This window comes from Arthrobacter sp. MYb23 (genome assembly GCF_002979775.1).
Classification (GTDB): domain Bacteria; phylum Actinomycetota; class Actinomycetes; order Actinomycetales; family Micrococcaceae; genus Arthrobacter.
On record NZ_PCPR01000011.1, the window covers coordinates 1 to 24,869 of the forward strand.

General features: G+C 63.3%; 23 protein-coding genes. 16 read left to right on the forward strand and 7 right to left on the reverse strand.

Annotation, left to right across the window (positions count from 1 at the left end; genetic code table 11):
• From CQ020_RS12635 to CQ020_RS12655, 5 genes are all read left to right on the forward strand, one after another.
• On the forward strand, window positions 1-1,223 hold a 1,223-nt coding region (locus CQ020_RS12635; protein ID WP_105692166.1), incomplete at its 5' end, for a sugar ABC transporter substrate-binding protein.
• A gap of 84 nt (window positions 1,224-1,307) precedes the next feature.
• Entirely contained in the window at window positions 1,308-2,240 is a 933-nt protein-coding gene (locus tag CQ020_RS12640) for a carbohydrate ABC transporter permease (protein ID WP_105692167.1), read from the forward strand.
• Entirely contained in the window at window positions 2,237-3,196 is a 960-nt protein-coding gene (locus CQ020_RS12645) for a carbohydrate ABC transporter permease (RefSeq protein ID WP_105692168.1), read from the forward strand. The genes CQ020_RS12640 and CQ020_RS12645 overlap by 4 nt, the downstream gene beginning before the upstream one ends.
• The gene (locus CQ020_RS12650) at window positions 3,193-4,206 is read left to right on the forward strand and encodes a hydroxyacid dehydrogenase (RefSeq protein WP_105692169.1); all 1,014 of its coding nucleotides are present in this window, start codon (window positions 3,193-3,195) and stop codon (window positions 4,204-4,206) included. The genes CQ020_RS12645 and CQ020_RS12650 overlap by 4 nt, the downstream gene beginning before the upstream one ends.
• A gap of 178 nt (window positions 4,207-4,384) precedes the next feature.
• Complete coding sequence (locus CQ020_RS12655) at window positions 4,385-6,817, forward strand: HAD-IC family P-type ATPase (protein ID WP_105692170.1); 2,433 nt, start codon at window positions 4,385-4,387, stop codon at window positions 6,815-6,817.
• On the opposite strand, the gene CQ020_RS12660 is transcribed toward CQ020_RS12655, so the two are convergent.
• Window positions 6,799-7,209, reverse strand: coding sequence for a hypothetical protein (locus CQ020_RS12660; RefSeq protein ID WP_258141870.1), 411 nt, complete (start codon window positions 7,207-7,209; stop codon window positions 6,799-6,801). The genes CQ020_RS12655 and CQ020_RS12660 overlap by 19 nt on opposite strands.
• Window positions 7,210-7,342: 133 nt before the next feature.
• Between CQ020_RS12660 and CQ020_RS12665 the strand changes: the two genes are divergently transcribed.
• From CQ020_RS12665 to CQ020_RS12675, 3 genes are all read left to right on the forward strand, one after another.
• Window positions 7,343-8,938, forward strand: a complete 1,596-nt coding sequence (locus CQ020_RS12665; protein WP_105692171.1) for an alkaline phosphatase — start codon at window positions 7,343-7,345, stop codon at window positions 8,936-8,938.
• Between the two features lie 172 nt (window positions 8,939-9,110).
• Window positions 9,111-9,770, forward strand: coding sequence for a hypothetical protein (locus CQ020_RS12670; protein ID WP_105692172.1), 660 nt, complete (start codon window positions 9,111-9,113; stop codon window positions 9,768-9,770).
• 48 nt (window positions 9,771-9,818) lie between these two features.
• Window positions 9,819-11,054: a pyridoxal phosphate-dependent aminotransferase gene (locus CQ020_RS12675; RefSeq protein ID WP_105692173.1), complete on the forward strand. Its 1,236-nt coding sequence runs from the start codon at window positions 9,819-9,821 to the stop codon at window positions 11,052-11,054.
• 70 nt (window positions 11,055-11,124) lie between these two features.
• Here the strand turns inward: CQ020_RS12675 and CQ020_RS12680 are convergent, their stop codons facing one another.
• A complete protein-coding gene (locus CQ020_RS12680; protein ID WP_105692174.1) occupies window positions 11,125-12,162 on the reverse strand; it encodes a zinc-dependent alcohol dehydrogenase family protein in 1,038 nt (345 codons plus the stop codon).
• Between the two features lie 93 nt (window positions 12,163-12,255).
• Here CQ020_RS12680 and CQ020_RS12685 point away from each other — a divergent pair, with 93 nt between their 5' ends.
• Together CQ020_RS12685 and CQ020_RS12690 are read left to right on the forward strand one after the other, a co-directional pair.
• Window positions 12,256-12,714, forward strand: a complete 459-nt coding sequence (locus CQ020_RS12685) for a carboxymuconolactone decarboxylase family protein (RefSeq protein WP_105692175.1) — start codon at window positions 12,256-12,258, stop codon at window positions 12,712-12,714.
• Between the two features lie 17 nt (window positions 12,715-12,731).
• A complete protein-coding gene (locus CQ020_RS12690; protein ID WP_105692176.1) occupies window positions 12,732-13,640 on the forward strand; it encodes a sigma-70 family RNA polymerase sigma factor in 909 nt (302 codons plus the stop codon).
• 31 nt (window positions 13,641-13,671) lie between these two features.
• Here CQ020_RS12690 and CQ020_RS12695 read toward each other — a convergent pair whose 3' ends face one another.
• Entirely contained in the window at window positions 13,672-14,130 is a 459-nt protein-coding gene (locus tag CQ020_RS12695) for a hypothetical protein (protein WP_105692177.1), read from the reverse strand.
• Between the two features lie 19 nt (window positions 14,131-14,149).
• Entirely contained in the window at window positions 14,150-16,156 is a 2,007-nt protein-coding gene (locus CQ020_RS12700) for a primary-amine oxidase (protein WP_105692178.1), read from the reverse strand.
• A 123-nt stretch (window positions 16,157-16,279) separates the two neighbouring features.
• Here CQ020_RS12700 and CQ020_RS12705 point away from each other — a divergent pair, with 123 nt between their 5' ends.
• Entirely contained in the window at window positions 16,280-16,870 is a 591-nt protein-coding gene (locus CQ020_RS12705) for a TetR/AcrR family transcriptional regulator (RefSeq protein WP_105692179.1), read from the forward strand.
• Here the strand turns inward: CQ020_RS12705 and CQ020_RS12710 are convergent, their stop codons facing one another.
• Complete coding sequence (locus CQ020_RS12710) at window positions 16,871-17,512, reverse strand: LysE family translocator (RefSeq protein WP_105692180.1); 642 nt, start codon at window positions 17,510-17,512, stop codon at window positions 16,871-16,873. It abuts the gene before it with no gap.
• 161 nt (window positions 17,513-17,673) lie between these two features.
• Here CQ020_RS12710 and CQ020_RS12715 point away from each other — a divergent pair, with 161 nt between their 5' ends.
• From CQ020_RS12715 to CQ020_RS12735, 5 genes are all read left to right on the forward strand, one after another.
• Window positions 17,674-19,086 carry an aldehyde dehydrogenase family protein gene (locus CQ020_RS12715; RefSeq protein WP_105692181.1) on the forward strand — a complete coding sequence of 471 codons (1,413 nt, stop codon included), beginning with the start codon at window positions 17,674-17,676 and terminating at the stop codon, window positions 19,084-19,086.
• 281 nt (window positions 19,087-19,367) lie between these two features.
• The gene (locus CQ020_RS12720) at window positions 19,368-20,225 is read left to right on the forward strand and encodes a prephenate dehydratase (protein WP_024818302.1); all 858 of its coding nucleotides are present in this window, start codon (window positions 19,368-19,370) and stop codon (window positions 20,223-20,225) included.
• A gap of 96 nt (window positions 20,226-20,321) precedes the next feature.
• Window positions 20,322-20,648: a helix-turn-helix transcriptional regulator gene (locus CQ020_RS12725; RefSeq protein WP_105692182.1), complete on the forward strand. Its 327-nt coding sequence runs from the start codon at window positions 20,322-20,324 to the stop codon at window positions 20,646-20,648.
• Entirely contained in the window at window positions 20,645-21,388 is a 744-nt protein-coding gene (locus CQ020_RS12730; protein WP_105692183.1) for a cation diffusion facilitator family transporter, read from the forward strand. The genes CQ020_RS12725 and CQ020_RS12730 overlap by 4 nt, the downstream gene beginning before the upstream one ends.
• A complete protein-coding gene (locus CQ020_RS12735; protein ID WP_105692184.1) occupies window positions 21,388-22,071 on the forward strand; it encodes a thioredoxin domain-containing protein in 684 nt (227 codons plus the stop codon). The genes CQ020_RS12730 and CQ020_RS12735 overlap by 1 nt, the downstream gene beginning before the upstream one ends.
• 21 nt (window positions 22,072-22,092) lie before the next feature.
• On the opposite strand, the gene CQ020_RS12740 is transcribed toward CQ020_RS12735, so the two are convergent.
• Both CQ020_RS12740 and CQ020_RS12745 read right to left on the reverse strand, forming a co-directional pair.
• Entirely contained in the window at window positions 22,093-23,343 is a 1,251-nt protein-coding gene (locus CQ020_RS12740) for an Nramp family divalent metal transporter (RefSeq protein ID WP_105692185.1), read from the reverse strand.
• 113 nt (window positions 23,344-23,456) lie between these two features.
• Window positions 23,457-24,830 carry an FAD-dependent oxidoreductase gene (locus tag CQ020_RS12745; protein ID WP_105692186.1) on the reverse strand — a complete coding sequence of 458 codons (1,374 nt, stop codon included), beginning with the start codon at window positions 24,828-24,830 and terminating at the stop codon, window positions 23,457-23,459.
• Between the last annotated feature and the right edge of the window lie 39 nt (window positions 24,831-24,869).

Sequence of the window (24,869 nt, forward strand, 5' to 3'; positions counted from 1 at the left end):
CAGCACCCACCCCCACGGAAGACCCTTCAGGTTCCATCACCTTCTGGTCCTCGTTGGCAGGCATGGACAAAGTGGCTGAAGCGTTCAACGCCAGCCAGGACAAGATCAAAGTCAGCTTCGAAACCATCCCCAACGGTGCAAACGGTGGCTACGCAAAGCTCTCCACCGCCATCACCGCAGGCAACGGCCCGGACGTAGCCACCATCGAATACCCGCAGTTGCCGCAGTTTGTCAGCAACAGCCAGGTGATCCCGCTAGATGGCCTGATCAACAAGGCCGAAACAGTGGACAAGCTCACGGACGAGACCAAGGCACTGGTCCAGTTCGGTGAGAAGACCTACGCACTTCCGTATGACGCAGCCCCCATGCTCATGTGGTACCGCAAAGACATGCTGGCGAAGGCCGGCGTCGAGGTCCCCAAGACCTGGGATGAATTCGAAGAGGCCGGAAAAAAGCTCAAGGCCGTAGCGCCTGACTCCTACCTGGCCAGCTTCAACCCCAACGAGGTAGCGGCGAGCGCCGGCTTGGCCTGGCAGGCAGGTGCCAAGTGGTTCGGCACCGAAGGCGACAGCTGGAAGGTGGGCGTCAATGATGAGGCCACTCAGAAGGTTGCCTCGTACTGGCAGAAACTGATCGACCAAAAGATCGTCAAGGTCAGCCAGGCCTACAGTGACGAGTGGAGCCTTGACCTGGCCAACAGCAACGTAGTTGGTGTCCTCGGCGCAAACTGGAGCGCAACCGGTATCCAGAAGCGCACCGAAGCCAGCGGCCAGAAGGGCCAGTGGATCGCTGCGGAAATGCCCACCTGGGGCGAGGAGTCCGGTGCCTTCTATGGCGGATCCAGCTTCAACGTGACCAAGAGCAGCAAGAACCCGGCCGCGGCCGCCAAGTTCGTAGAGTTCCTCACCACCAGCCAGGAAGCCATCAAGGCCCGTGGCAACACCGGCTCCGCGTTCCTGGCCTTCCCGGGCCTGACTCCGGTGGCGCAGAAGGCCTATGACGCCAGCTACTTCGGCAACGACATCTATGAGGTCTTCAACAAGGCGTACGGCACCATCACCCCGGGCTGGCAGTGGGGTCCCAACTGGGACATCACCAACACCGCCCTCAAAGACGCCTACGGCAAGCTGACCACCGGCGGCACCATCCATGACGCCGTCGATACTGCCCAGGACGCCACCGTGGCAAGCCTGAAGCAGGCCGGCCTGTCCGTCAAAGAGTAGCTCCGTCACCGAAGAGCCGCTCACCGAGTAGCCACACAGGCAGGGGGCCTCTTCCCGAGGCCCCCTCCCAGCTAGGAGAATCCCATGGCCACCCAGGCCCTCACCACCACAGTGCGCCGCCGAGGCCGCGCACTGGCGGGAACCGGCGGAAGGACTGCCGCACTGTTCCTGGTTCCCTTCTTCGCGGTCTTCGCGATCGCCATGATCGCACCGGTGATCTACTCCCTGGTGCTGAGTTTCCACTCGCAGCAGAAATCCGGGCTGGGCTTCGGGGAAGCCAAGACGGTCTTTGTAGGACTCGAGAACTATGTGCAGGTCTTCCAGTCCGAAACGTTCGTGGAAGGCATCGCCCGCCTTGGCTTGTACTGCCTGATCTACATTCCCTGCATGGTGGGCGGCGCAGTGGTCTTCGCCCTTCTTCTGGACGCGACGGTGGCCAAGGCACGCAAGCTCTTCCAGCTCCTGGTGTTCCTTCCCCACGCAGTCCCCGGCGTCATCGCCGCCCTCATTTGGGCCTACCTCTACACCCCGGGTATCAGCCCGCTGGTCCAGGCTCTCCAAAGCGGCGGGATCCAGATCAACTTCCTCGACGCTCACTTGGTCCTTCCGTCCATCGTGAACATCGGGGTCTGGGAGTGGACCGGCTACAACGTCATTATCCTGTTCACCGCTTTGCAAGCCGTTCCCCGCGAAATCCTGGAAGCCGCCCGCGTGGACGGCGCCGGAGAAATCCGCGCTGCCATCAGCATCAAGTTCCCGCTGATCCTCCCGGCACTGAGCGTCATCATGCTCTTCACCATCATCGGAACCCTGCAGCTGTTCACGGAACCGTCCATCATCTCCAAGGCCACGGCATCAGTCACCAGTACCTGGGTTCCCAACCTCTGGGCCTACGACGCGGCCTTCATCCGTCACAACCTCAACCAGGCCGCGGCTGCCTCCGTCATCATCGCCGGGCTGGCAGCAGTACTGTCCCTGGCCGTCACCCGCCTAAGCTCCAGGATGAACAAATCATGAGCGCCTCAACACTTTCCCGCAGCACAGCTCCTTCCAAACAAGCTCCCCGCGGCACCGGATCCCGTTCCAAACGCGGCAGTTCCAAACGCGGCAGTTCCAAACGCGGCGGTTCCAACCGCGGCGGTGGGTTCGCCAGCAAGCTCACCGTCAACGGGCTCCTGATCATCGGCTCCGCCTACATGGTGGTCCCGGTCCTGTGGCTGGTGTTCGCCTCCACCAAGAACGCTGCGGACCTGTATGGCACCAGCGCCTATGCCTTGGGCAACTTCTCCTTGTTCGAGAACATCGCCAACGTGGCAAATCAGGATGGCGGCCTGTTCTTCCGCTGGCTGGGCAACTCCGTGATGTATGCCGGTGTTGGCGCTGTGCTGGGCAGCCTGATTTCGGTCATGGCCGGCTACGCGTTCGATAAATTCCAGTTCCGTTGGAAGGACTCGCTCTTCGGTTTCGTCCTGGTGGGCGTCCTGATTCCCAACACTGCCACGGTGCTGCCCATGTACCTCCTGGCATCCCTGGTGGGCATGACCAACACCATCTGGGCCGTCCTCATCCCGGTCCTGTGCAACCCCTTCGGCGTGTACCTGGCACGGGTCTACTCCGCCAGCTACGTTCCGGCCGAAACCCTTGAAGCCGCGCGCATGGACGGCGCCGGCCCCATCCGGTCCTTCTTCTCCCTGGGCTTGCCCATGATGATGCCGGGCTACATCACCATTGCCCTGTTCCAGTTCGTGGGGGTGTGGAACAACTTCATGCTTCCCCTGGTGATGCTCCAGGACCAGCAATTGCTGCCCGTCAGCGTCGGCATCTCCATTTGGCAGGGCTACTCGGTACCGCAGCCTGAATTCACACCAATGGTCATCACGGGTTCGCTGTTGTCCATCATTCCGCTGCTGGTGGCCTTCATCATGCTGCAGCGTTTCTGGAAGTCCGGCCTCACTGCAGGGAGCGTCAAGTGACCACCACCGAGCTGAACGTCGCACTGGCCATGGGTCCCGGCGTCGTATCCCGTGTCTTTCCCCGCCGACGCTTGGAGTCCCTGCCCCGTGGGCTGCGGCTGCTCAGCCCGGAACCCATGGAAGATTTCACCTCACCGCGTTCGCTGGAACTCCTCGCGAAGACGGACATTCTCATCACCGGCTGGGGTTGCCCCAAGCTGGACGCCGTTGCCCTGGCGGCGGCCCCGCGTCTGACCCACGTTCTCCACGCTGGAGGCACGGTCAGGCATCACGTGGGCGATGAATGCTGGGAACGAGGCATCGAAATCAGCACGGCTGCGGACGCAAACTCCATTCCGGTTGCCGAATACACGGTGGCCATGATCTTGCTGGCCAACAAGAGAGTCCTGCAGATCGCCCGCAAGCTCCACACGGAAAAAGTAGAGATCGAGCCGGATCAGGTGTTTCCGGACATGGGCAACTTCGGCAAGCGGGTGGGCATCATTGGCGCTTCGAGGATCGGCAAGCACGTCATCCGCCTCCTGAAGTCCTACGACGTGAAGGTCTTTGTCTCGGATCCCTTCCTGGACGACGCCGCGGCGACCGAGCTCGGCGTCGAGCGTCTCAGTCTGGAAGAACTGGTGGCCACGTGCGACGTCGTCAGCCTCCACGCGCCGTCGCTCCCGTCCACCTACAACCTGATCCACCAGGGGCTGGTGGAGAGCCTCAAACCGGGAGCCACCTTCATCAACACCGCCCGCGGTGAACTGGTTGATCAGGACGCGTTGCTCCGACGCATCGAACAAGGCGAGCTATACGCAATCCTGGACGTCACCACTCCTTGGGTCCTCCCTGCGGATTCGGGTTTCTACACCCACCCCAACGTGCTGCTCACGCCGCACCTGGCAGGTTCACTGGGAATGGAACTGGAGCGCATGGCGGTCAGCACCATCGAGGAAGCCGCCCGGATCTCCCGCGGCGAGCCTCTCCGCCACCGGCTCAACGCCAAGGACCTCGCCTTCACCGCCTAACGACGACGGCCGACGGCGGCGGTCGACCCGACGGCCGACGCCGACTCCCACGACGGCCGGCGACGGCGATCACAGCTGCCGACGACGGCGACTTAACGCCGCGCGGCTGGCATACTCATTCCCATCGCACCGCCGTCCGATGACAATCCCTGGATCGACCCAAATAACGGGGGAATGAGTGGAACTCGAGAAGGATCAAGCAGGGGAAGCCGCCCGGCACAAGGGATCGCCGGAAGATGGACTGAGTACCGCCGAGGTTGCCCAGAGGGTGGCAGCCGGACAGACCAACGCGTTTGTCCAGGACACCAGCCGCAGCGTTTGGAGCATTGTCCGCGCCAATGTGCTCACCCTGTTCAACGGCATCATCCTGGCCTGCTTCATCGTCCTCTTCGCGATCGGCCGCTGGCAGGATGCACTCTTCGGATTCAGCGCCATCGCGAACGCGGTCATCGGCAGCGTCCAGGAATACCGGGCAAAGCGGGCCTTGGACCGCCTGGCCCTGTTGAACGCGCCGAACGCACGGGTGACGCGTGATGGATCAGAGGCAGAGATCTCCTTGGACGACGTTGTGCTGGACGACACCCTTGTCCTGAGGGCTGGAGACCAAGTGCCGGCCGACGGTCTGGTGTCCGGCTCACGGGGCCTTCAAGTGGACGAGTCCATGCTCACCGGCGAATCCGATGCCGTGGAAAAGACCGACGGAGACCGCGTTCTCTCCGGATCCGTGGTGGTGGCCGGCGAGGGCTCAGCCGTGGTGGACCGGGTGGGCGCGGATTCGTTCGCGAACTCGCTGGCTGCGGAGGCCAAGAGATTCTCCCTGGTGGCCTCCGAGCTCCGGTCCTCGATCGACCGCGTCCTGAAATGGGTCACCTGGTTCGTCGGCCCGGTGGCGTTGTTGGTTCTGAACGCACAAATGATCGCCCAGGGCGGGTGGGCCGAAGCCTCCGCAAGTGGCGCATGGCGCGAGGCAGCGACCGCGACTATCGCCGCCGTCGTCGCCATGGTTCCCTTGGGCCTGGTGCTGATGACCAGCATTACTTTCGCCGTGGGTGCGGTGAAGCTGGCCCGTCAGCAAGTGCTGGTGCAGGAGCTTCCCGCGGTGGAGGGCCTGGCACGGGTGGACATTATTTGCCTGGACAAGACCGGAACCCTCACCCAGGGCGATATTGTTTTCGACGCCGCCCATGCGTTGACCGAACGCCCCGGATGGGAGTCCGTTCTCGCCTGGTACGGGGTGCAGAAGGACGCCAATGCCACGGCCCGCAGCCTCGCCGGACACTTCAACGAGCCACCCACTGATCATCCTGCCGATCGTGTGCCGTTCTCCTCGGCGCGCAAGTGGAGCGCGGTGGTCTTCGAGGACGGAATGTGGATCCTCGGCGGTCCCGAAATGGTGTTCCCTGCGCACAACTCCGCAGACCCAGTGCTTCAACAACTCGCCACACAAGCCGCAGAGCTGGCCACCACTGGCCGCCGCACACTGGTCCTCGCCCACGGCACACCCACCGAGGATGAAACAGTTCCGGTAGATGCTGTCCCCGTGGCACTCCTGACCTTCAAGGAGAACATCCGCCCCGACGCAGCCGAGACGCTCTCCTACTTCGCGGCGCAGGACGTTGACGTCAGGATCATTTCCGGTGACAACCCACAGACCGTGGCTGCCATTGCCCGGGAAGTCGGCCTGGACGCGCCCCACGGCTTTGACGCCCGCGAACTGCCGGAAGACGACCAGGAATTCCTGGAAGCCATCAACAACAACGTGGTTTTTGGACGGGTGACTCCGGACCAGAAGAAGCGCATCGTGGTGGCCTTGAAAGCTGCCGGCCACACAGTAGCCATGACCGGCGACGGCGTGAACGATGCCCTGGCCATCAAGGAAGCGGACATCGGCGTCGCCATGAACTCGGGTGCAGCCGCTACCAAAGCGGTGGCCAGGTTAGTGCTCCTGGACGGGAAGTTCTCCCACCTGCCCAGCGTGGTGGCAGAAGGCCGGCAGGTCATCGCCAACATTGAGCGCGTCTCCATGCTCTTCCTCACCAAGACCGCCTACGCCACCTTCCTTGCCATCGCCTTCGGCATCCTCCTGCTGCCGTTCCCCTTCCTTCCCCGGCAGTTGAGCGTGACGGACGGGCTGACTATCGGCATCCCGGCGTTCTTCCTGGCGTTGCTGCCCAATGCCCAGCGTTACATTCCGGGTTTCCTCCGGCGGTCACTCACCTTCGCCGTGCCTGCGGGTGTTTCGGTGACGTTGGGCCTTGCCGCTTACGCCCGCCTCGCAGCGAACCTGCAGATTCCCGAAGCGGAGATACGGACGGGCTCCACACTGATCCTGGCGATTATCGGCATCTGGATTCTAGTGGTGCTCTCGCGACCAGTCTCACGCTTCAAGGGGATGGTCATCGGGGCAATGATGACCGGGCTTGTTCTGGTCTATTCGGTACCGATCGCCCGTGACTTCCTGCAATTCACGGATCCGACGCTGCCCACGGCATTACTCGTCCTGGGAACCTCTGTTGCCTGCATCGCACTGATCGAGGTTGTCCGCTTCGTTCACCGCCGGGTTGCCTACCGGGATGCCCAGGAAGCACTCCATCAGCGCGTCTCGAAATAGCGGCGTCCCCGGCCCGCCCACAGCGGCACCAGCACAGCCACAGTAGCGATCGACTGGGAAATAACGGCCGACCAATCTCCATCGGCGGCAACGATGAGGTCCAGCACGGCAAAGGCCAGGCCCAGCAGCATGACCGCTGTTGCGCCGCGACGGGCTGCCTCGCTTCCCCGTGCCACTCCGGACGCCAGCCCGATCACCAGCAAGCCGAACAGGATCATCCCTGCACCAAGCAACGTGATGGGCAAAGCGATGCCACCGGACTGCGCCTCCGGGGTGTAACGCAGGAAAATGGTCAGGATTCCCAGAATGATCTGAGCGATGCCACCGATGTACATGAGCACCACCGAGAATGTCACCGCGCCAGGCCGCTTACGGCTCTCCCCCGTCGTCATGAACTGAGCATAGACGAGCGCTCCTCAGGGACGGCATGGGTTCAGCCCGGGATAACAAGTTTTGTCACACAATTAACCACCGATTCACGCCGCCCTTGAGCACAGTCAACCCGGGCTTCCTAGGGTCGAGGCTATGGAAAACATTTCCCGTAGATCCCTCATTTCAGCCGGCCTTGGGGCCGGACTCGTCGCCGCCCTGCCTGGCACCGCCGTCGCCAATCCCGCCGCCGCGGTTTCAACAGCGGACGACGCCGGCCTCCGCACCGATCCGTTCATGCTCGGCATCGCGTCGGGCGAACCATGGCCCGACGGCTTTGTCATCTGGACCAGACTGGCTGTGAACCCCGTGGCCGAAGATGGCCTGGGCAGCATGCCCTCCCGCAACGTCGCCGTCGCCTGGGAAGTGGCAGAAGACGCCGCGATGCGCCGGGTAGTAGCCCGCGGCGTCGAACATGCCAGGATCGAAACCGCCCACTCGGTTCATGTCGAACTGAGGGGCCTCAGGCCCGGCCGGGAATACTTCTACCGTTTCCGCGCCGGACGGCATGTGAGCGACGTTGGCCGCACGCTGACAAGCCCGGCACCTGGCCAGACGCCGGCTGCACTGGCCATGGCGTTCGCCAGCTGCGCCCAGTACGAGCACGGCTACTTCACTGCTTACAAGCGCCTGGCCGAGGACCACCCGGACCTGGTGCTGCACTTGGGTGACTACCTCTACGAATACAAGAAGGACAGCTATGTGATCGGCGGCGGAAACCCGCGCGACCACGAGGGCCCCGAGACCGTGAGCCTGGCCGGCTACCGCCAGCGGCACGCCCAGTACAAGTCCGACGCCGATCTCCAAGCCGCGCACGCCATCGCGCCGTGGCTGGTGGTCTGGGATGACCACGAGGTGGACAACAACTGGGCGGACGAGATCCCCGAGAACAGCGACGCGGGCCAGCTGAACGACACCACCGAGCACTTCCGCCAGCGCCGCTCGGCAGCGTTCCAGGCGTACTACGAGAACATGCCGCTGCGGGCTTCCTCGGTTCCAGCCGGGTTCGATATGAAGATCTACCGCACCATTCAATGGGGCCAGCTGGCCAACTTCCACATGATGGACACCCGCCAGTACCGGGATGACCAGCTCGCCGGTGACGGCTGGCGGAAGAACGTCGCCGGGCGCCTGGACGAGAACCGCACCATCACCGGCGCCGAGCAGGAAAAGTGGCTGCTGGACGGATTCAAGAACTCCACGCAGCGGTGGGACATTCTGGGCCAGCAGGTCTTCTTCGCCGAGCGGGACCGCGATCAGGCACCGGACATCGACGACGTCTCCATGGATGGCTGGGACGGTTACGCCGCTTCCCGCCGGCGCATCACCCAAGGCTGGGTGGACGCCAAGGTGCGCAACGCCGTCGTACTCACCGGTGACGTTCACCGCCACTGGGCCACCGACCTCAAGGTGGACTACAAAGACCCGTCGGCAGCTGTGGTGGGCTCGGAACTGGTGTGCTCCTCCATCACCTCCACCGGCGACGGCAACGGCTCCACCACCGACCCCACCATGGCGTGGAACCCGCACCTGAAGTTCTACAACGACAACCGCGGCTACGTGAACACGCGCATCACGAAGGACTCCATGACCGCCGACTTCCGCGTGCTGGACTACGTCACCACCCCGGGCGCTCCGGTCAGCACCAAGAAGTCGTTCACCATCAACGATCGCGTCCCCGGCCTCGCTTAATGTCAGCCAGCGCCTGATTCACCCAAGTAGGTGACAGCACGTGCTCCAATGAGCCCTCATTGCGACATGTGCTGTCACCTACTTGGGTTCGAATCCCAGTGACTACGGTCAAGAGCGGGAGTAGCCTAGTCCCAGGTGAAATAGTGGATCTCTGTCCGGCTGGGGTTCTTCCGTGGGCCATGTGCAATCGTCGCTGTCCGACCTCCTGGGGGTACTTTCTGACGCCGTCGCCCCTCAACATGTCAGGTTCGACGACGGGTCCCCCACCGCCGTCGTTCCTCCACCAGATGCTCCGGTCACCGTACGGGCGGTAACCCTGAGCAGGGTTGGAAGGTCCCGCCACGAGGGCCCGGCCCTGGACCTGGAACTGAGGGTTGCGGTGGAATGCCACGGGCCCGGGCAGCTGGACACCATGGAGCAATTACTGTTGGCCGTGGAACGCCACAGCCAGTACTCCGTAGTATCCAACGGCGAGTTCCGGCCTGAGGAGTATTCCGGCGCAATCGGGCAAGGACTGGGGTTCCTGGTCCGCATCCCTGTATCCCTCCGCTTCGAGGAATCCTCCGACCCGCCGACCCTAGCTGCTGTGGGCACCGCCGCTGCAGAGCGCCGGATCCGGGGACGGCTGGTGGATGGGCACAACAAAGGCATTTCCGACGCCTACATCCACGCTCATTCATCAGCTACCGCCGTTGTCAGCGACGCGACCGGGCATTTTGAGGTCCTCGCGTCGGCTGACGAAGTACAGCACTTCGCTGTTGCGGTTGACGGCACTGAACGGGAAATTTCTGCCAGCACCAAGAGCCTTCCCTTGGTCATTCGCTGGGTCTGATTCCGGAACAGTTTGCTCACACGGGCCGCTGCCGTGAAAAGATCAACCATGCGTCCGATGCAGCACTCCAGCAAACTTCAGAATGTCCGCTACGAACTCCGTGGGCCCATCCTCCAAGCGGCGAAGGCCATGGAGGCCGAAGGGCACCGCATTCTCAAGATGAATCTTGGCGACACGGCACCGTTTGGACTGGAGGCACCGGAGTCCGTGGTGGTGGACATGATCCATCACCTTCGCGGCGCGCAGGGCTACAGCGACTCCAAGGGCATTTTCTCCGCCCGCACCGCCATCTCGCAGTACTACCAAACCCGCGGACTGATGACCATCGGCGTCGAGGATGTCTTTGTTGGCAACGGCGTCAGTGAGCTCATCTCCATGACCCTGCAGGCGTTCATGGAGAACGGCGACGAAATCCTCATCCCGGCACCCGATTACCCCTTATGGACTGCGGCAGTCACCCTGACGGGCGGCAAACCCGTGCACTACCTGTGCGACGAGGACGAGAACTGGTGGCCGGACATGTCCGATGTGGAGGCCAGGATCACCCCTCGAACCAAGGGCATTGTGATCATCAACCCGAACAACCCCACCGGCGCCGTCTACCCCCGGCACATTCTGGAGCAGTTCGCAGCGCTGGCCAGGAAGCACGATCTGGTCCTGTTCTCGGATGAGATCTACGAGAAGATCCGCTACGTGGACGCCCCTCACATCCACACGGCCTCCGTGGCAGAGGACGTTTGTGTGCTGACGTTCAGCGGGTTGTCCAAGGCGTACCGCATGCCCGGATACCGGGCAGGTTGGGTTGCTGTGACCGGCCCCCGCACCGCAACCGCCGCCTACCGGGAGTCCTTGGAACTGCTGGCCTCCTTGCGGTTGTGTGCCAACGTTCCGGCCCAGCACGCAATTCAGACCTGCTTGGGTGGGTACCAAAGCATCGAAGCGCTCATTCGTCCCGGCGGCAGGCTCCGCGAGCAGCGGGACCTCGCTTGGAAACTCCTTACCGCGATCCCGGGCGTCAGCTGTGTGCCCGCGGCGGGAGCCATGTACCTGTTCCCCCGCCTGGACCCGGAGGTCTACCCCATTGCCTCGGATGAGAAGTTTGTCCTCCAACTCCTGCAGGAACAGAAAATCCTGGTCTCGCACGGCACGGCGTTCAATTGGCCCACGCCGGACCATTTCCGGTTCGTGATCCTGCCGGCCGTGGAGGACATTGAGGAAGCAGTGCGCCGGATCTCCACCTATCTGGCCGCCTGCCGGAACCGCCCCGCGGACTCACCCAACTGAGTCGCATTTGTGCGCGTTCTGAGCGCTCAAAACGCGCTCTGCTGCGACTTAGTTGGGTGCTCGGGAGCAGTTACAGAGCAGGGTCCACCATGGTCATGCCGGCAGGATTGGCCTTGTCGAAGCCAGGCAGGAGAGCCGCCGCTTCCTCCAAACCAATGGTGCGTTCGATCAGCAGCTGTGGCTTGAGCGCACCCTGTTCAATGAGCGCCATCATCCCCGGATAGTCCACAGCGGCCATGCCGTGGCTACCCAGGAGGTCCAGTTCCCAGCCGATCACCCGTGCCATGGGAACTTGCGGGTTACCGTCGATGGACGGCAGCAAACCGATCTGGACGTGCCGGCCACGCCGGCGAAGGCTCAGGATCGCATCGGCGCAGGTCTGTTCACTTCCGACGGCGTCTACCGCCACATGGGTGCCTCCGCCGGACAGGGCATTGACCGCGGCAGGGATATCCGCACCATCAGCGAGCTCCGTATGGTCGGCACCCAAACGTGCGGCCACGGCCAGGGCCTCGGGGTTCCGGTCCACGGCAATGACCTTTGCTCCCATGGCCTTGGCAATCATCACAGCGCTCAGCCCCACTCCGCCAGCGCCAACCACGGTCACCCACTCGCCGGCCTTAACCTGCGCACGGGCCGCTAGAGCACGGTATGCGGTGGCGAAGCGGCAGCCGAGACTTGCCGCCGTCGTATATTCAACACCGTCAGGAATGGCAACCAAGTTGCTGTCGGCAGCATGCAGGGCCACAAACTCGGCGAATGAGCCCCAGTGGGTGAAGCCTGGCTGCTGTTGGTCCGGGCAGACCTGCGCCTCGCCGGCCAAACACCATTCGCAGGTGCCGCACCCGCAGACGAAGGGGACGGTGACGCGGTCGCCAACCTTCCAGCGCTGAACGCCTTCGCCGACGGCGTCGATGACACCAGCGAGTTCATGGCCCGGCACATGGGGCATGGCGATGTCATCGTGGCCGGCCCAGGCATGCCAGTCGCTGCGGCACATGCCTGTTGCCAGCACTTTCACCACCACACCTCCCACGGGAGCCTGCGGTTTGGCGACCTCCCTAACGTCGGGCTGGGTCCGGACCTCATCAAAAATTACTGCGCGCACCCGCTGACTCTAACAATTGGCCGCCCGTGTCACACTTTCGGCGTCGTATCCGACATCCCTGATGTAAAGCACCATCACTGAAGGGAAAAAATCATGCCCCGCATCAACATCGGCCGCAGCAACAAGCTAGGCTACGCCGCCGTCATTGGATTGGAAGGTTACGCCCGCAAATCCGTGGACCCGGACCTGTATGAACTCATTAAACTCCGGGCTTCCATCCTCAACGGCTGCGGATTCTGCGTCGACATGCACGCCACCGACGGCCGGAAGCGCGGTATCCCCTCCCGCAAACTCCACGCGGTAGCAGCGTGGCAGCACTCCAAAGTGTTCTTCGATGCACGTGAACAGGCTGTACTGGCACTGACTGACGCGGTGACGCAGCTCGGTCCAGAGACAGTCACGGACGAAATCTGGAACGCTGCGGCCACGCATTTCGACGACAGCCAAATGGGTGGCCTGATCCTCGCCATCTCCACCATCAACGTATGGAACAGGATCGCCGTCAGCACTCAGATGGAGCCGCCCGTAGATGAGAAGAACCCGATCGCCTGAAAGGTAGCGTTGGCAGCATGAGTCTTGCGGTGTCGGCCACTTCGGCGTGGCAGAGCGAAAAGAATCGCCTCTTGGGGATCGCCTACCGAATGTTGGGCGACTTCGGGCATGCGGAGGATGTGGTCTCTGAGGTGGCGATCGATGCTGTGCAGCGGGAACGCAAACCCGACGTGGGCGGCGTGGATTCCTGGCCCGCGTGGCTGACGACGGTTTGCGTACGCCGCTCTGTTGACCGGGTACGCCAGCTCGCCGCCGTGCGCGAGGACTACACCGGTCCGTGGCTGCCCGAGCCAGTGGATGCGGCCGCACTTCCGGAAGAAACACTGGCCAACCGCGAGCTCCTGTCCTTGACCTTGCTGCACTTGGCCGAGCAACTGGCTCCAGAAGCCAGGGCAGCGCTGGTTTTACACCGCGCGTTCGCGATGTCCGCCCCGGAAATAGCGGAAATCCTGGAAAAGACTCCCGCTGCCGTGCGCCAGATGATTTCACGGGCCGAGCGCCGTTTGGAGATCGACCCGGAGGCACCTTCGCCCCGGGCCAAGGACCGCGCGGCTTTGGAGAAACTGGTACGGGCCATCGAACAGGGCGACATTGACACGGTTGTGGCCATGCTGGATCGGGACGCCGTGCTGTGGGCCGATGGCGGCGGCAAGGTCAAGAGCGCCATGAACCCGTTGTTCGGGGCAGCCAGGATTGCGCGCTTCTTCGCGGGCATCCTCGGCAAAGCGGTGGTTTTCGATCCTGAGCAGCCGGTACGAGTTGAGGTCATCGAGGTCAACAGCGAGGCGGCCTTGGTGCTCAGGCATCATGGCCGCTCCGACATTCTGGTGATCACCACCGGCCCGGATGGGAGCATCCGGGAACTGCGCCAAGTGTCCAACCCGGACAAACTGACACGGGTTTCCTTACCCGCCGGCGCGAAGTAGCGGGAAACCTGCCAAGTCGCTGGATATTTCCCTACGACGTGGAAGGATTCCCGCGAACTCGCCCAGGCCGCCCACGCCGGAGGCGGGCTACCAGCGTCGCGGCGAGTAACGCCGTCGTGATTTCCAGCCCGATCACCAGCAACAGTTGCGCAGCGCCTGAGCTGTCAACAGCGTTCGACGCCGGTCCCCCGCCGTGGGTGTGTCCGGAACCGCCTGCTCCCAACAGCAGGACGGCATGGAGTCCCACCATGGCCAGAGCCGAGACGGTCACCTGGTGAAGCGCGCCCACTCTGCTGTGGCGCCAGATGTGAACCGTGCACGGGACGCAGACGGCGGCCAAGGCGATCATGAGGATCCCCAGCCAGGCGTCGTGGTGTCCGGAAGCGGCGAGCCAGAGGTGCACAAGGCAAGAAACAGCGGTGAGGGCCGCGCAGATCCGGGGGTGCAGGACGGGTCCGACTGACCGGACCCGTCCCACTGTTGTTGTCATTCTGTTTCCCGGGGGCGTTCTAGTGGCAGTGCCCGGCGGGTTCGCCATGTTCGCCGTGTTCGCCGTGTTCTTCGCCGGCCGCGCCAGCACCCTCAACGGCGCTGTGGCAGCTCGAACCTGAGGCGCTGGCCGGCACGTCCAGAACGGGGCTGCGATCGAAGAACCCTTCGGGACGCAGCTTGAAGCCAACTGTGTCCACGGGCATGATCGGCCAGTCCTCCACGCGCGGGAAGTGCGTGAGGCCGAAGGTGTGCCAGAGGACGATGTCCTGGCCGTCGATCTCGCGGTCCTGGGCGACATAGGCCGGCAGGCCGGCACCGCCGGAGTGTTGGTTCACGAAGTCGCCCGTGGGGTAACGCTCCTCGTCGGAGTAGCGAGTCACCCACACGTCCTTGGTGGCGAAAGCCGCGCGCTTCGCGATGGACGAGCCCGGATCGGCCAGCAGGGTGGGCTGGTTCTCGGCGTGGAGTTTGTAGCCGACCGGCTCGCCCAGACGATTCTTGGACTCCGGGTTGGAGATGATCCAGGTGCGGCCTGACCGTGCGTCGGCCTCACGGACACCTTCGGACTCTTTCGCCAGGACCGTGCGCTTGCGGGAGAACGCATTGCCGCGCTCGTTGCCCTCGCCCATGGCCTGGCGGACCACATCTTCTTCCTCGACGCGGTTGGTGAAGCCATCAATGGCCATGTCCAGGCGGGCGCTGAACAGGTGCTGGTGGAAGGGTGCGCCGAGGCCCGGCGCGAGTTGGGAAATGTTGTCCGAGCCGCCTTCCGGGAAGGCACTGGTGAAGACGACGCCGGTGGCCTTGGCTTCGAACTCGATGGTGCCGTCCAGGTAGAGGTACCAGTAGAAGCCGTAATCGTAGTTGCCAATGGTGGTGAAGAAGGAGATCACCAGGCGGCGGTTGCGGCGGGTGTAGTTGATGCCGGTCCAGAGGTCGGAGTGCTTGGAGAGGATGCCCCAGTCTTCCTCGTGCATGCAGATGCCGTTGCGGATTTCGCGGGGGTTGCCGAAGGCGTCGCTGATGACCGGGCTGAGGTAAGTGATGTCACCCAGGCAGTCACAGCCCAGTTCCAGGGAGTTGGCGTATTGGCCCACCAGGTATTCGCCGGTATCGAAGTAGTTCTGCCAGGACCTGATGGGTGAGGGATCGCCGTAGGGCACCACCATTTCGGCGATGGATCCCCGGTTGATGATCGGCCGCTTCTTGTCACCGTCCTGGAAGGCCAGGTTGTGGAGGACAACTCCTTCGCGGACATCGAAGCCCACATCCACGCTCCACTTTTCCCACTCCACGTGGTTGCCACCGGTGACGGTGAAGCTGGGGCCTTCGGGCTGAGTGATGCTGATGGGCTTCTGGGTAGTGCGGAGCGGCCCGGTCAGTTCAGGATCCGTGTAGTTTCCGTGCTCTGCCGGGATGGGCATCACGCCAAGGTCAATGACCTGGGTGACTTCCTTGTTGACCACGTCCACGTAGGCTACGAGTCCATCCACGGGGTGTGCCCACGCACTGTCCTCCGGGAAGTCCTGCACAAACGCGAGCCCACGGAGGATGCGCCGGCCCTTTTCCTCTTCATATTCAAAGACTCCGGCGGACAGCGGAGCAACGCGGACCTTCTCCACGTCCAGGTCCCGGGCTGCGAGCGCGGCGAGCCAGCGCTCGTCGGTGGCCAGGAGTGTCTCCACAACCTCGAATTCTTCCTCCAACACAGGGAGTTCACCGGAGACCCTGGTGTCCAGTTCGAGTGCGGACACGATCTCGCCGCGGGTCACCGAGACCAAGACATCGGTGGGTGCCCCGCCGGAGATGTCGTGGATGAAGACGCGGAAACGGCGGTCCTGTTCTGACTGGCCGCGGGCCGGGTCCACCAGCCCCAGGTAGGCGATGCGCTTCTCAGCGCCAAGGTGGCCTGCGGCCTGCAGGATTCCCTGCACCTGGGAGATTTCGGCGCCCGTTGCCAGGGCGTACTGTGCTTCCTCAATGGCGGTGGCGTCGGTTGCTGTCTCAGTTGCTGTGGGCGTCATGGCTGCCTCTTGTCCGGGACCTATGATGGGTCAGGATTTATTTTCTATAGGTGTAGAGAATAACCAAAACGTAAGATGGGTCACAAGACCTGTCCGCCATTTATTTTTTCGGGAGCCCATCCAGTGCCAAAGATTGTGGACCACGATCAACGACGCCTCGAACTGGTGGACGCAACCTGGCGGATCATCGCAAGGCTCGGCATGGAGGGCGCCACCATGCGGGAAATCGCCGAGGAAGCCGGCTTCGCCAACGGCGCCCTCAAGCCCTACTTCCCCACCAAGGATCTGCTGTTGACGTCGGCGTTCGGGCACGTCTTCAACCGCACCAACCAGCGCATCGCCACCATGACCGAGGGATTATCCGGCATTGCGGCGCTCCGCGCGTTCTGCGCCGAAGTCCTGCCGCTGGATGAGGAACGCGTCAACGAAGCGCGGATCGTGATTCCGTTCTGGCAGAAGGCGCTCAACGACGCCCACATGGCTGCACTTCACAGCAAGTCCATGCGGCAATGGCACTCCACCCTTGCGACGCATTGCGCGGCAGCCCGCGCGGCAGGCGAGATCAAAGCCCCCATCGGGGACGCCGCCGTCGCCGATCACCTGCTGAACATGATGCTCGGTGCGCAGATAGTTGTAGCTTTGTCCCCCGCCGAGCATTTCTCGCAGGACCTTGCGGGGCAGCTGGATCACTACCTCGCGCTGCTGGCGGGCTAGTTAGCTCGTGGCGCCAGACGCCACCACACCCACGCCCAGCCCGGCGATCACACCGCTGCTGACACGCTCGACGACGGTGCTCACCTTGGGTCGTTTGAGCCACCGCATCGCCTTGAAAGCGACGACGGCGATCATCGAGAGATACGCGAAGGCAATGACGGCCACTACGACGCCCAGAATCAAGGACGTGCCCATGGTGTCCCCGCCGTGCGGGATGAACTGCGGAACCACGGCCAGGTAAAAGAGACCCACCTTGGGGTTGAGCAGCGTGGACAGTGCGCCCGCGCCCAAGGCAGAGAGCCGGCTGTACGGGAGGGGCGCTTCAGCGGCGGAGCCGTCCGCGCCCGCTTTGGCCGCCTTCCGGGACTTGATGAACGAGGAAACGCCCAAGTACAGCAGGTACAGGCCGCCGGCGATCTTGACCCACCGGAACAACTCGGCCGACTGTTCCAGGATCGCGGCCAAACCCACGCCTACCAGCGCTGCCCACATGATGGCACCAGCCGCGGAGCCTGCCGCAGCCGCGATTCCGGCACTGGGGCGGTTCAGGGCGATGCGCAAGACAAGGAAAGTGTCCGGCCCGGGCGTTACGGACAGGACCAGGCAGAGGCCGGCAAAGGCAGCGAGGGAAGCGAGAGTCACAAGGTCGATTATCAGGCAGGACGCCCGGGACGGAAAGCGTTCGCTTCACGTCAAGGGCTGTTCGTTCAACGACAAGCCTCTTCGGGGTGACGCCGACCACACTGGAAACATCGCCGCGTGCCTCACTGGCCGCCAAGAATTACTACCCGAGCGGAGTACCAATGGAGACTTACGACGCCCTGCTGGCCTCGATCACCCCGGCCGACGGCCAGAACAGCCGCACTATCCTCGACCCGGCAACGGGCCAGGCTGTCGGCGAAGCACCTGTTCACACTGTCGAAGACCTCGAATCCGCCATCGCAGCTGCCGAGGCCGCCCAACCTGCGTGGGCTGCCTTGGGCCACGATGCCCGGTCCGCCGCGCTCATGAAGGCCGCCGACGCCGTCGAACGTTCCGCCGAGGAACTGGCCCATCTGCTCTCCCGTGAGCAAGGCAAGCCGCTGAACGGGCCCAACGCCCGCTTCGAAGTAGGCGCCTGCGCCGCCTGGCTCCGCGCCACCGCCGCCACCCCGCTTGATCCGGAAACCGTGGTGGACGACGGCGAAACCCGCGCCGAGCTGCACTACCGGCCCATCGGCGTCGTGGGTGCCATTGGTCCGTGGAACTGGCCCATGATGATCACCGTCTGGCAGATCGCCCCGGCACTGCGCATGGGCAACGCCGTGGTGGTCAAGCCCTCCGAATACACTCCCCTGTCCGTGCTGGCGCTGGCCGCGATCATCAACGAAGAGCTGCCTGAAGGCCTGCTGTCCGTAGTCTCCGGTGGGCGCGATGTTGGCGCCAGGCTTGCCGAACACCCGGCGATCGGCAAGGTCATGTTCACCGGCTCCACCGCCACCGGCAAGGCGATCATCCGCTCGTCGGCCGACACGGTCAAGCGGCTCACCCTGGAACTTGGTGGCAACGACGCCGGCATTGTCCTGCCCGACTCGGACCCCAAGGCTATTGCCGAGGGCTTGTTCTGGGGCGCGTTCATCAACACCGGCCAGACCTGCGCCGCCCTGAAGCGCCTCTACGTCCACGAATCGCAGTACGAGGCTGTGTGCTCCGAGCTTGTTGCTGTAGCTGCTGCGATGCCCATGGGCAATGGCCTTGATGAGAACAACGTTCTTGGCCCGCTGCAAAACCGGCAGCAGTACGACATCGTGGCCCGCCTGGTGGAAGCCGCTAAGGAATCCGGGGCACGAGTGCTTCTGGGTGGGAACCCGGAATCGGATCAGCCCGGCAACTTCTACCCCACCACGCTGGTGGCCGACATCGACAACGACAACCCGCTGGTCGCGGAGGAACAGTTCGGCCCGGCCCTGCCCATCATCAAATACAGCACCGTTGACGAGGCAGTCGCCAAGGCAAACGCGCTCGACGTCGGACTGGGTGCCTCAGTTTGGTCTTCTGACCTGAACGCCGCGCGCGAGGTCGCCTCCCGCATCCAGGCCGGAACCGTATGGATCAACAAGCACGGCGCAGTTGATCCACGCATCCCATTCGGCGGCGCCAAGCAATCCGGCTACGGCCTCGAGTTCGGCGCCGAAGGCCTCAAGGCTTTGGGCGTCCCGCAGATCATCAACGGCTAAACCCCCGCTCCGCTTACCCAACTAGGTGACAGATAACGTCGCAATGAGCACTCACAGCGACGTTATCTGTCACCTACTTTCGAGTCCGATAGTTGTGCCCGCAAACCGTGCAATCCGCTGCTCGTTGACAGCGCTTGCGTTGTTCCCTTGAACCGTTGCCGCAGTCGTCATCGGCCGCCCCCAATCCTTTCCCCGAACCTAGAGAAGGCGGATCCCACTTGTCCAGTCACAGGATGGACGCGGTTGGGTTGCCGGGCGCTCCGCGTGTAAGCATGAGCATCATGGCCCAGAAGATTGCGTACCAAGGTGAGCCCGGAGCGAATTCGGATCTCGCGTGCAAGGAAATGTTCCCCGAGCTCGAAAGCGTTCCGTGCGCGAGCTTTGAGGACGCGTTTGAGCTGGTGTCCACCGGCGAAGTGGATCTGGCCATGATCCCGATCGAGAACTCTATCGCCGGACGTGTAGCGGACATCCACGTCCTGCTTCCCCAGTCGAAGCTGCAGATCGTGGGCGAGTACTTCCTGCCCATCCGCTTTGACCTTCTTGGCATTCCGGGAAGCACCATCGAGGGTGCCACTGAGGTTCACAGCCACATCCACGCACTGGGTCAGTGCCGCCGGATCATCCGCGAAGCCGGCCTCAAGCCCGTCATCGCCGGTGACACCGCTGGATCGGCCCGTGAAGTCCGGGACTGGAACGATCCCCGCAAGCTATCGCTCGCTCCGCCGCTTGCCGCCCAACTGTACGGTTTGGATGTCCTGGCCTCCGGCGTCGAAGACGATCCCACCAACACCACGCGCTTTGTTGTCCTGGCCCGCGAACGTGAGCTGCCCACGAAGGAAGAACTTCCGGGTCCAGCTATCACCAGCTTCGTGTTCCGGGTCCGCAACGTCCCGTCCGCCCTCTACAAGGCGCTCGGCGGTTTCGCGACCAACGGGCTCAACATGACGAGGTTGGAGAGCTACATGGTGGGCGACGAATTCGCCGCCACGATGTTCCTTTCCGACGTCGAAGGCCACCCTGAGGACGCCCGACTCCGCCGGGCGCTGGAGGAACTGGAGTTCTTCACCACTGAGGTGCGGGTCCTCGGTGTCTACGCCGCGGATGGGTATCGCGAACGGAACACGGTCAGCGCCTGACCTGTCACCGCGGGGCACCTGCGGTACGTCGCAGCTCACCCCTGCTAGCGGGAGTACAGGATTGCGTGTATACATCCAAAACTGTACTTTGGGTTCATGGAAACCATCACGCATGCGCCAGTGCTGGCCCGCTTTGGATACGCGGTCTCAGACCCCACCCGCGCCCAAGTGCTGCTTGCCCTCGCGGAGTCGCCGTCGTATCCCTCGGACTTAGCGGACTCGGTGGGAGTATCCCGCCAAAGCATGTCCAATCATCTGACCTGCCTGCGCGGCTGCGGTCTGGTGGTTGCCGTTCCTGACGGTCGGCGGACGCGTTACGAATTGGCCGACGCCCGTTTGGGTCACGCGATCAAAGACTTGCTGGGCGTGGTGTTGGCTGTGGATCCTGCCTGCTGCGCGCCGGATGGGACCTGCGTGGCATGAGCGCCCCTTTGCACCTGCTCACAGTGGATCGCCGGATTGTTCTCATGCGCCGTATCCGGTTATTCGCCGCGGCGACCATTACCTACAACATCGTCGAAGCCGTCGCAGCGCTCTGGGCCGGTGGCGTTGCCGATTCCTCAGCCCTGATCGGTTTTGGCCTGGACTCTGTTGTGGAAGTCGCATCCGCTGTGGCATTGTCCTGGCAGTTCTCCGCCAAGGATCCCGAACGACGTGAACACCTGACGCTGCGCATCATCGCCGTCTCGTTCTTCGCACTCGCGGCGTTTGTCGCTATGGACGCCATACGGTCGCTCACCGGCGGTGGCGAGGCCCAGCATTCCACGCCGGGTATTGTGATCGCGGCCTTGAGCCTCGCGATCATGCCGGTCCTTTCCTACTACCAGCGCCGGGCCGGCAGGGAACTTGGCTCCAGAACCGCAGTGGCGGACTCCAAGCAGACGTTGCTGTGCACGTACCTCTCTGGCGTGCTGCTGATCGGCCTGGTACTGAACAGCACCCTCGGCTGGTGGTGGGCCGATGCCGGCGCTGCCCTGGTCATAGCCGCCATCGCCGTCCGCGAAGGCCTGAACGCCTGGCGGGGGGACGTTTGCTGCAACGTTCCCGGCGCTGACACCACACCCCATGAAGTGGCCCCCGACGACTGCTGCCAGTCGGTGGAACAACCACCCCGTACATTCAAGGCAGCCGCCCACCGCGACCAGGAAAGTAACCAGCCCTGATGACACAAGCACCACCAACACCCCAGCCCGCGGATACCGCTAAGAAGGTACGCACCATCCTGTGGATCCTGATCGCGGCTGTTGTTGCAGCAGGAGCCATCTGGTTCGCCGTTATCACGGCCACTAAACCAACCCCCGCTGTGCCTGCAGGCGGGGCGCAGCTGGTCCGCGAAGACAGCAATCGGATCACCAATCCTGCCACTGAGAAGGCGCAACTGGTGGAGTTCCTGGACTTCGAATGTGAATCCTGCCGTGCCGCCTACCCATTGGTGGAGGAACTGAAAACGGAATATGGGGATCGAATCACGTTCGTCCAGCGCTACTTTCCCCTCCCGGGACACCGAAACTCCGGGACCGCTGCCTTGGCCGTTGAAGCCGCAGCACAGCAAGGCAAGTACGAGGCGATGGTGGCCAAGTTGTTCGAAACCCAGCCGCAGTGGGGCGAAAAGTCGGACTCGCAGGCTGCTACGTTCCGCGGCTACGCACAGGACCTCGGCCTCGACATGGCGAAATACGACGCAAGCGTCCTGGACGAAAAAACCCAAGCGCGTATCCGGAAAGACGCCAGTGACGGCAACGCCCTGGGCGTCACCGGGACCCCCACGTTCTTCCTCGACGGCGAAAAACTCACCCTGGACACAGAGGAACAGTTCCGTCAGCTGCTGGACGAAGCCGCCCAATAGAAGCTGCTGCTGCCCGGCAGATCAGGACTGGCCGGAAAGAGTCAGCGTGATGAGCACGATATTGAGTCCCACAATCAAGGTGGCGCTGGTCCAGCCTGCGATTTTCAGGGCTTTGGAATCTGTGTGGATACCCATCACTTCCCGTTTGCCGGTGAGACGAATCAGTGGGATCAGGGCGAAGGGGATGCCGAAACTTAAGAGCACTTGGCTCAGGACCAGCGCAAGGGTCGGCTCGATGCCCGCGCCCAGGATCACCAATGCTGGAATGAGCGTAATGACCCGACGGGTGAGCAGCGGGATGCGGACTTTAAGCAGTCCACCCATGATGGTGGCTCCGGCGTAGCAGCCTACCGAGGTCGAGGCCAGGCCGGAGGCAAGCAAACCGATGGCGAAGATGACGCCGATGGCCGGCCCCAGCGCCGACGTCACTGCAGCGTGTGCGCCAGCGATGGTGTCTGTCCCCTCGATGCCACGCAGGCTGGAAGCGGCAAGCAGCAGCATCGAAATATTCACGACGCCGGCCAACAACAGAGCGCCCGCCACGTCGAAGCGTGTTGCACGGATCAGCCGGGTCTGAACGGCGGGATCCTCCGAAAAACCATGACGATCACGGGCCAAGGCCGAGTGGAGGTAGATGGCATGGGGCATCACGGTGGCTCCGAGCATGCTCGCGGCCAGCAGGACAGTGTCCGTGCCCTCAAAGCGGGGCACCAGCCCAGCCAGGGCACTTCCGGCGTCCGGCGGGTTAACGAACAACCCCGACACAAATCCCACCGCAATGACACCCAGCAGCACCAGGATGGCGTACTCGAAGGACCGCTGCCCGCGGCGTGACTGCAGCGCCAGGAGCAACATGGACGCCACACCGATGATGACTCCCCCGGCAAGCAGCGGAAGTCCGAAAAGCAGGTTCAACGCCACCGCCCCACCAATGACCTCGGCCATGTCCGTGGCACCGGCAACAATCTCAGCCTGCACCCAATACAGCCGACGGCGCTTGTCTCCCAGCCGCTTGCCAAGGATTTCGGGGAGGCTCATTCCGGTCGCCAAGCCCAATTTGGCCGATTGATACTGCACCAGGACGGCCATGGCATTGGCTACCACCAACACCCAGACCAGCAGGTACCCGTAATTGGCGCCGGCCGTTAGGTTCGCCGCTACGTTTCCGGGATCTACATAGGCGATGGCGGCAACGAATGCCGGGCCCAGCAGCAGGAGCCGTGACCACGCCTTGCGCGGCGCACGACGGGTTTCGAGTGTTGGCGCAGCCATGGTCATCCTCGTCATCGGGGCATTCTGATATGAGGATAGCGGAAAGTTAGGCATACCGAAAAGTAGTTCTTAGGCACCCCGACCGAACGCTGGGCAATCCGGCTGAAATGGGCCTAGCTTTCGCCCGAACGGCCATGTGCCAGTCCCGTGGGAATCCCGATCAACACTGGCTCGGGAGCAGCGCAGCACCCGTCCGTTGCCTCCGCCGTCGGCGACACGAGCGCGGGTACATCACAACTGGTGCCGGAATCGGATGAGCACACTCCGGTTTCCGGAAGCTCCAGGTGAACCGTGTCCGCTGCAACGTAGTCCCCTGCGAGTGCCGCAGCCACCGACCGGACCTGCTCGTAACCCGTTGCCAGCAAGAAGGTGGGCGCACGGCCGTACGACTTCATGCCCACAATGTAGAAATCCTTCTCCGGGTGGGCGAGCACTGTGGCCCCATGGGGCGGAACGGTGCCGCAGGAGTGGAACTCGGGATCGATGAGCGGCCCGAGTTCCGTAGGAGCCTCGACGGCGGGGTCCAGATTGAGGCGGAGCTCCCGGAGCATGGTGAGATCAGGACGGAAGCCCGTACAAGGCACGACGACGTCCGTCACCACAGCGCGGCCGTCGCCGGAGGTTACGGTGACGCCTCGCTCCGAGTCTTTCAGCGTGCTGATACCGAAACCCGTGTGTAGTTCGATCCGGCCCGAGTCCACCAGCCGGCGAAGCCTGGAACCGAGCTGTCCCCGCGCAGGCAAACCATCTGCATCGCCGCCGCCGTAGACCTTGTCCGGCGAAGCTCCGCGTATAGCCCACATGATGCGTGTCTCCGGCTCCTGCTTAGCCAGTTCCGAAAGGCTGATCAGGGTGTTCGCTGCGGAGTGCCCTGCCCCGACCACTAAAACGCGTCGGCCAGCGAAGGCAGCGCGGTCCCGCCCGGCAACGTCAGGCAACGGTGGCGAGATCCTGCCTGCTGCCTGGTCTTCTCCAATTGCCGGCAGACCGGACGTTCCCAGGGGATTTCGGGTGGACCACGTGCCGGAGGCGTCGACGACAGCTGACACCGTGTAATCGCGCACTTCCCCGGCAGATTGCTCAACGCGAATAATGAACGGTGTTGTATCCCGGTGGCGCACCTGGGTCTTGTCCATGCCCTGACGGGTGACGGCCAAGACCCTGGCGTTCACGTGGAGCCGGGAGGCAATCTCCGGCGTTGCCGCCAAGGGAGCCAGATAGTGGTCGATGATTTCCCCGCCGTAAGGCAAAGCCGTCAACCGAGGCGACTCCCAGCCTGTGGTCGTGAGCAACCGGACGGCCGCGGCGTCGAGGTTGAACCGCCACGGAGAGAACAACCGGATGTGGCGCCACTGCTCCATGGCTGCACCCGCGGTGGGACCGGCTTCGAAGATCACCGGCTCCATTCCGCGTTCCAGCAAATGGGCTGCTGCGGCTAATCCGACAGGGCCCGCACCGATGACGGCCACGGGAAAGTTCTCATGCATGGGTTACTCGTTCCTCCGCTGGGCAAATTCCTGGAAGTT